The organism is Sphingomonas sp. CCH15-F11, assembly GCF_001557005.1.
Classification (GTDB): Bacteria; Pseudomonadota; Alphaproteobacteria; order Sphingomonadales; family Sphingomonadaceae; genus Sphingomonas.
In genome coordinates, this window is record NZ_LSKG01000127.1 from 1 (window position 1) to 5,523 (window position 5,523).

A 5,523-nucleotide genomic window follows, 5' to 3' on the forward strand; every position below is an offset into this window, starting at 1 on the left:
CACACGCAGCGCGGGGTCGCGCCCGCCGTGAATCAGCTGATGGATCTGGGCAAAAAATTCCACCTCGCGAATGCCGCCACGACCCCGCTTGAGGTCATAGCCCGGACCGAACGCCTGGCCCTGGGCGTGGTGGTCACGGATGCGCCGGGTGATCAGGCGGATATCGTTGATCGCACCATAATCGAGCGCGCGCCGCCAGATGAACGGCCGGATTGCCTGGAGAAAGCGCTCGCCGAGCTCGCTGTCGCCGGCGGCCGCGCGTGCGCGGATGAACGCGGCACGCTCCCATGGCAGCGCCTGTGATTCGTAATAGGTGATCGCCGCGTCGACCGGCAGCGCGATCGGCGTCACCTCGGGCGAGGGACGCAGCCTCAGGTCGATGCGCAGCACATAGCCGTCGCCGTCGCGGGCCTGCAGCAATTCGATGACGCGCCGTCCGATCCGCACCGCAGCCTCTTCGGGGGCCTCGCGCGGGCGGCACGGCAGCCGCGCCGGGTCGAACAGCAGGATGGGATCGATGTCGGAGGAATAGTTGAGTTCGCGGCTGCCCTGCTTGCCGAGCGCGATCGCGGCAAAGCCGACCGGTTCAGCCTCGGGCGTCCGTTCGCGGATCGCGGCGCGGATCGCCGTATCGAGCGCATGGTCGGCAAAGTCGGAAAGCAGCCGGGTGGTCGCGCGAAAATCGAGCGCGCCTGACAGGTCGCCGATCGCCGCGATCAGCGCGAGGCGACGGCGCTGGAGACGCAGTTGCTGTGCGGTCGTCGCGGCTTCGAGCGCGAGGCTGGCCGAGAGCGGATCGCGAAGGAAACGCGCCGGATCGCTGACGATTTCCGGTTCGCGTTCGGCGATCATGGCCAGGAACGGGGCGTGGCGGCAAGCGCGGTCTACCGCCTCCGCCAGCGCCGCAGGATCGTTGCGATCGGGATCAAGCATGATCGCGGCTTCGACAAAATCGCGGATTTGAGCAACAAATTTCCCGTTGGCCCGTTAATCCCGGCATGTCGAAGCCACGCGCCCCTGCTGCCGATCCCAGGCAACCGGACCTGATCCAGGTGACGCGCCCGCGTGCGCGCGATCCGATCGGCGCAGCATTGCGCGACGCCTATGATCCGGACGACACGCTGCCGGACGATTGGATCGAACTTCTCGCGGCGATCGACCAGTCGTCACGGCGCGGCGGGGGTCACGAGCACGGCTGATTTCCGGGCAACTTTTGACGCTGCGCCGGTCAATGATCCCGGCTCAGCTCCTCTACCTCACCCATGATCGCGTCGAGCGGGCTCTCGCCGCTCTCGTCGCGGGACGATTGACGGGAAGGCAGCTGACCCTCCTCGATCAACGCTTCCAGCGCGACGCGGCCGCGCGCGACGCGGCTCTTGATCGTGCCCACCGCGACGCCGCAGATCTCGGCGGCTTCCTCATAAGCGAAGCCACCTGCGCCGACCAGAATGAGCGCCTCACGCTGCGCTTGGGGAAGCAGCAGCAGCGCGCGCTGCATGTCGCCCAGTTCGACGTGCCGGTCCTGGCTCGCCGGCGCGGCGAGGAGCCGGTCGGCAACCAGATCGTCCCACTCGCCCTTGAAGCGCGAACGCCGCATCTGGGAAAGATAAAGGTTGCGCAGAATGATGAAGGTCCAGGCGCGCATGTTGGTGCCGGCCTGGAAACGCTGACGCGCCGCCCATGCCTTCATCAGGGTTTCCTGCACCAAGTCATCGGCGAGATCGCGATTGCCCGACAGCGAACGGCCAAAGGCGCGCAGATGCGGGATGACATTGCCCAGCTCTTCCTTGAACGCCGCGTCGGACAACGCCACGTGCGGAACGTCAGCTGCGGGCTCGTCTTGCGATTGCACTTCTTCTGACACCATCATTCCCGCACGAAAAAGTCAGTCGACGCCCGGATTGCGGGATGGGAACGCCATGCCGCATCAGTCCGCTTGCGTCGTCCCGGCCGGACCGTAGCCACCTATTTCCAGAACAACACGGCAAAAATCACGACGACCAGCGTCAGCGAGATCGCCAGGATATATCGGGTCATGTGCGGCGTCGCGCCAGCCCGTGCCTTTTCCCCATCAATATGGGGTTCGTTTCGGGGATCAGTCATATCGCTATAACCGACGAAAATCGAATTGGCTCCGCGTTGGACCCGCAAACAATTCGTTTCGACCCCCGAACGACGACAAATATCCGTTCGTTATTGCGCCGGCACCGTCGCCTGATCGAAAAACAGCGCCTGGCTGATCGCTGCCTTGACCGTCGACCGCTGGAACGGCTTCGTGATCATGAAAGTGGGCTCGGGGCGCTCCCCGGTCAGCAACCGTTCCGGGAAGGCGGTGATGAAAATGACCGGTACGTTGAACTCGCTCAGAATGTCCTTGACCGCATCAATGCCGCTGCTGTCGTCGGCCAACTGGATATCGGCGAGGACCAGACCGGGCCGATCCTCCATGGCCAGCGCCACCGCCTCGTCACGCGTAACCGCAACGCCGGTTACGTCGTGGCCGAGGTCACGGACGATCCCCTCGAGGTCCATCGCGATCATCGGCTCGTCCTCGATGATCAAAACGCGCGCCCGTGTCTGTCGCTCGATTTCGGTCAGGGCCTCTGCGACCAGCGTCTCGACCTCGTCGGCGGACGAGTCGATCAGGAATGCCGTGTCCTCGGAGGTAAAGCCCTCCATCGCGGTCAACAGCAGCGCCTGCCGCGACAGCGGTGCGACCCGCGCCAGTCGCGCCCGCGCGATCGACTCGTTCTCGCCGTCCGGCCCGTCTCCGGGGAAATCGTCCGATACGTCGCTGTTGGCTGAATTCCAGATCACCTGGAACGTGCGGTACAGGCCCAGTCTGGGATCGACGTTGCGCGGAAATTCATCGGGGGCCGCGACGATCGCCTCCAGCGCGGTACGGACGTAACGGTCCCCCTGCTGCTGGCTTCCCGTCAGCGCGCGGCCGTAACGGCGCAGAAACGGAAGGTGCGGCGCAAGCTGCTGTCCAAGCGACATAATATCGTCAATCTCCCATAGCGCGACGTGACCCCTGACGGTGCACGGCGCAAGCCAACTTCATTCGTGGTTTCCATGGAGGACAATGCGCACCCCCACAATGCACCGAAAACATGGAACCATCGAACGCGGTTTTTGTTTCATCGTCAATCCGACGCAGTTACTGTGGCCGGAAGGGGCGTCGCGCATCGCTCCGTTCGATACGAGGTTCGATGACGGGCGGATACGCCGCGCCTGGAAAAATTGGGATATGGGGGACGTGGTGCAGTCGGCGAGTGGTCGGAAAGACAAGATGACGGAAAAGCCATCGAACGAGGACGCGCGCAGCGAAAAGACCAAGCCCAAGACCCCGGGCGATGTCGGCGACGCGCTGCGCGCTGTCTATCGCGAGACGATCGACGAGGCGGTTCCCGACGAAATGCTCGACCTGCTGCGCAAGCTCGGCTGAGCACGCTGCGTGCTGATCTGACTCCGTTGGCCGTTTACCGCCGTGCCGGATGATCCCAGCCCCGCGCCAAATCGGCGTGACGACCCTGCCCACCCGCTGCTTTCGCTTGCCGTCAGTATCCCGACCGGCGCCAAGGTATTCCTGATCCTCAGCGTCGCGCTGCTGCCGCTTGCCCTGATCGCGGCCTATGCGTCGATCCAGACCTCCCGCATCGCGGACCAGGAAGCCGCCGCGCGGCTGCGTGTCGCCGCCGCCGAAGCCTCACGGGCCCTGTCGATCGAGCTGGGCGGTGATCTCGCCGCGTTGCGTGCCGGATTGAACGCGCTGGAAGCCGATCCGACCGACACGGGCGCGTGCGCGCGGGTGCAGGGCGTGTATGCGGCGCAGGCCACGACTGGCGTCCAGTTTCACATCACCGGCAAAGCCGGCGCGGTGCTGTGCGGGGGCCAGATTCCGGAGGATGCGGCCCGCGCGCTGCAATCGAGCGCGCGCGGGACCGTAATCGTGCCGGCGCGCGGCCTCGCCGTGCGGCTGACCGCGCCGGGTGACGAGGGGGTTCGTGCGGAGGCCTTCTTCCCCATCGCCTTTCTCGGCTCGATTGCCCGCCCGACGGGATTCTTGTCGCGCTACGGCGCTGCGCTAGCCAGCGAGGATGGCCGGCTTTCACTCGAGGCGCTGCCGGACGGCGGCATCCTGGACGGCGTGGAGGAAACGCGCCTCCCGCTCGGAATCGAAGACCTGGCGCTCGAAATGCGGATCTATGGCGCACCGATTACGACGACGTTGATCGTCACGATGCTGCTGCCCCTGTTGATGTGGTTTGCGGCGGCCGCGATTGCCTGGTTCGTCGTCGACCGCCTGCTGATCCGACCGCTGCGTCGCCTGCGTCGGATCGTTGGCAACTATCGCCCCGGCGATACGCTCGCCGTTGAACATTTCGGCACCCTGCCCGCTCAGGAAATCCACGCGCTGAGCGAAACGTTCCGGGCGATCACCGTCACGGTACGCACGCACGAGGCAGGGCTGGCCGAGGGTCTGGTGCGACAAACCCGCCTCACGCGCGAGGTGCATCATCGCGTGAAGAACAATCTTCAGGTGATTGCGAGCCTGATCAATTTCCATGCGCGTTCAACGTCGGACACAGCCGCAAGCGAAGCCTATGCCGCCATCCAGCGCCGGGTCGACGCGCTGGCGGTCGTCCATCGGCATCATTATGCGGAGCTAGAGGAAAATCGCGGGCTGGAGCTGCGCGCCGTCATCGGCGAACTGGCGTCCAACCTTCGCGCCAACGCACCCGATTCAGCGGCGCGGACGTCGATGACCCTAAATGTGCATCCCGTGCTGGTTTCCCAGGATGTGGCGGTGGCCGTCGCGTTTCTGATCACCGAACTGGTCGAGCTCGCAATGGAATGCAGCCCAGCGGGTATGCTCAGCATCTCGGTCCGGCCGACCGACGGAAACGAGCGCGCGGTCGTGCGGATCACGTCGCCGGGCCTCGTCGATTCACCCGATTTCCAGTCGCTGATGCAGACTCGCTACAGCCGGATCATCACCGGCCTGGCACGCCAGCTTCGCTCGACGCTGCATCATGACCCGCTTGCCGGGTTCTTCGAAATCCCGATCGTCGCGCACGCCGAGGGCTAGCGAAGATTTTTTTGCGCGTGCGCGAAAACGCACGGAACCGAAAACGCCGTCCATGGTTTCTAGGTGCGGATAGCGACCTTATGCCCCCCCGCTCGCGCTATCCGCTCTATAGGCCCGAAGGCGTCACACCTCTCCCCCCCGCTGTGACGCCTTCGGGCCTTCACTTTTCCGGCCGAGACCGGATTCCGCGGGTCAGATGTCCCCTTCGCTTTCACCCAAGATACCGGCGATCCCGACGTGATCGCGTCGCAAACGGAACGATTGCGCGCACCGGACATTCTGGACTGGTCAAACCCTGAATGATGGAGCGTGACGATGCGTAAGTTTCTTGGATTTACCGTGCTGGCTGCCGCGCTGGCGATCAGCGCGTGCAATACGGTCGAGGGTGTCGGCCGTGACGTCGAATCGGCGGGCGGTGCCGTCGCCGACGC

The 5,523-nt window shown here is 64.9% G+C and carries 7 protein-coding genes; 4 read left to right on the forward strand and 3 right to left on the reverse strand.

Going from position 1 to position 5,523, the window contains the following annotated elements:
• On the reverse strand, window positions 1–933 hold a 933-nt coding region (locus tag AX709_RS11460; RefSeq protein ID WP_231727504.1), incomplete at its 3' end, for a DUF294 nucleotidyltransferase-like domain-containing protein.
• Window positions 934–998: 65 nt separating this feature from the next.
• Between AX709_RS11460 and AX709_RS11465 the strand changes: the two genes are divergently transcribed.
• Complete coding sequence (locus AX709_RS11465; protein ID WP_066482536.1) at window positions 999–1,199, forward strand: hypothetical protein; 201 nt, start codon at window positions 999–1,001, stop codon at window positions 1,197–1,199.
• A 29-nt stretch (window positions 1,200–1,228) separates the two neighbouring features.
• On the opposite strand, the gene AX709_RS11470 is transcribed toward AX709_RS11465, so the two are convergent.
• Together AX709_RS11470 and AX709_RS11480 are read right to left on the reverse strand one after the other, a co-directional pair.
• Complete coding sequence (locus AX709_RS11470) at window positions 1,229–1,867, reverse strand: sigma-70 family RNA polymerase sigma factor (protein WP_066482815.1); 639 nt, start codon at window positions 1,865–1,867, stop codon at window positions 1,229–1,231.
• A gap of 326 nt (window positions 1,868–2,193) precedes the next feature.
• Window positions 2,194–3,000, reverse strand: coding sequence for a response regulator (locus AX709_RS11480; RefSeq protein WP_066549434.1), 807 nt, complete (start codon window positions 2,998–3,000; stop codon window positions 2,194–2,196).
• Between the two features lie 85 nt (window positions 3,001–3,085).
• Between AX709_RS11480 and AX709_RS19190 the strand changes: the two genes are divergently transcribed.
• The 3 genes from AX709_RS19190 to AX709_RS11495 form a co-directional block, all read left to right on the forward strand.
• Entirely contained in the window at window positions 3,086–3,448 is a 363-nt protein-coding gene (locus AX709_RS19190) for a NepR family anti-sigma factor (protein ID WP_156454257.1), read from the forward strand.
• Between the two features lie 42 nt (window positions 3,449–3,490).
• Window positions 3,491–5,092: a sensor histidine kinase gene (locus AX709_RS11490; protein WP_231727505.1), complete on the forward strand. Its 1,602-nt coding sequence runs from the start codon at window positions 3,491–3,493 to the stop codon at window positions 5,090–5,092.
• 315 nt (window positions 5,093–5,407) lie between these two features.
• On the forward strand, window positions 5,408–5,523 hold a 116-nt coding region (locus tag AX709_RS11495), incomplete at its 3' end, for an entericidin A/B family lipoprotein (RefSeq protein WP_066549436.1).